The 1,857-nt window shown below is 62.0% G+C and carries 2 protein-coding genes; both read left to right on the top strand.

Going from position 1 to position 1,857, the window contains the following annotated elements; genetic code table 11:
* Positions 1–63: 63 nt before the first annotated feature.
* A complete protein-coding gene (locus tag AiwAL_RS20075) occupies positions 64–1,281 on the top strand; it encodes a site-specific integrase (protein ID WP_262313480.1) in 1,218 nt (405 codons plus the stop codon).
* Positions 1,278–1,857: tyrosine-type recombinase/integrase (locus AiwAL_RS20080; RefSeq protein WP_262313481.1), on the top strand; the 580-nt coding region annotated here is incomplete at its 3' end. The genes AiwAL_RS20075 and AiwAL_RS20080, both read left to right, overlap by 4 nt.

The following is a 1,857-nucleotide window of genomic DNA, read 5'->3' on the forward strand; positions in this document are numbered from 1 at the left end:
TAATAACGCCGGCCTGAGGATCAGTTCAGACTCCCCTCTCTTTTCAAGAAAGGGGAGTGAGTTATGTCGATTGATCAAACAGAAGTCCTGGATTCAGGACCGCTTGGGGCGTTTTCCATCGTCTACGCGAACGAACTAGCGCGGCAGGGATACGCACCAGCTTCCGTTCGCATGCAATTGAAGGTGTTGGCCGATCTGAGCAATTGGCTGCTGCACCAGGGCATGGTCGCCAGCGATTTGAAGGCTGTCGAAGTGGACCGCTTTCTGTGCTGCCGCCGAGATGCCGGTCATACCAGATACGTCTCAACCAAATCGGTACGCCCCATCCTTGATTATTTGCGGAGGCTGGAGATCGTGCCGCCAGAGGCGGAGGAACACGACGGCCCAGTGGAGATGATACTTTGTCGATACTGGCGTTTTCTGACCGTCGAGCGTTCTTTGGCGCCTGTGACCGCCCGCTGTTATGTTGGTATGGTGCGCTCATTTCTTGAACGCAGACTTTCGGTTGACGGCGTCGCCCTCGATCTCGGACATCTGACCGCGGCCGACGTCGCTTCCTTCGTGGTGGCCCGGTGCCCGCGTCAAAGTCGGGGAGCCGCAAAGCTGACGGTCACTGCGCTACGCTCTTTGCTCGGGTTCCTTCATCTCGACGGCATCATCGAACGATCCCTGGTCTCGGCAGTACCTTCCGTTGCCGGCCGGCGATTGGTCGGGCTGCCGAAGGGGCTGGATTCCGACCAGGTCCGACGCCTTCTCGCGTCATGCGACGGTAGAACTCGGCGCGGCTGCCGGGACCTCGCTATCCTGACCATGTTGGTCCGCCTCGGCATGCGGTCGGGCGAAGTGGCGAAGCTCCGGTTTGACGATATCGATTGGCGGGCCGGCGAGATGGTTGTGCGCGGCAAGGCGAATTGTATGGAGCGCCTGCCATTGCCGCAGGACGTCGGCGACAGCCTGGCAGTGTATTTGCAGCGCGGTCGTCCCGCGAGTGCCCAGGGCCGGACGGTGTTCGTAAGGATCAAGGCGCCTCATCGCCATCTCAGCTCGGCCGGTGTGAGCAATGTCGTGGCCGAAGCCGCTCAACGGGCGGATCTCGGGCAAATCCGCGCCCACCGTTTGCGCCATACAGTAGCGATGCAGATGCTACGGGGCGGAGCGTCACTGCCGGAGATCGGACAACTCTTGCGTCATCGCCGTGCTCTGACGACGGCGATTTACGCCAAGGTCGATCGCGACGCCTTGCGCCGGATCGCCCGCCCGTGGCCGGGAGACGCCCCATGAACGCCCTACGCCAAGCGCTCGACGACTACTTGGCCGTGCGGCGCATCCTCGGCTACAGGCTTGCCCGGGCGGAGAAACTCCTTGCCCAGTTCCTTACCTTCGTTGAGGAGCGAGGCGAAGAACACCTGACCACGGAAACGGCTCTCGCCTGGGCGACGTTGCCGGCAGGTGCCGATCGAAGCTGGATGTCCCGGCGGCTCTCCGACGTTCGCCGCTTTGCTATTCATCTCCACGGGATCGACCCCGCCACCCAGGTGCCGCCGACGAACATCCTGCCTGGCCGAACATGCCGGGCGACACCGTACCTCTATTCAGCGAAAGAAATCTCCGCCTTGATGGCGGCAGCGGCGACATTGCGTGGGCCGCACCGTAGAGCGACCTATCGGACATTGATCGGGTTGCTGGCGGTAACTGGAATGCGGGTCGGCGAGGCAATCGGCCTCGACCGCGATGACTTCGATGCCACCGATGGCCTGCTCACAATCCGCAGTGGAAAGTTCGGCAAATCTCGTGAACTGCCGCTACATCCGAGCACCGTGACGGCCATCGGCGACTATCTGCTCCGAGGCGATCGTC

The organism is Acidiphilium sp. AL (assembly GCF_025499445.1).
Classification (GTDB): Bacteria; Pseudomonadota; Alphaproteobacteria; order Acetobacterales; family Acetobacteraceae; genus Acidiphilium; species Acidiphilium iwatense.

Bases quoted from the DNA above. Each gene is read 5' to 3' on its own strand.
- AiwAL_RS20075 (WP_262313480.1), top strand. From the start codon at position 64: ATGTCGATTGATCAAACAGAAGTCCTGGATTCAGGACCGCTTGGGGCG.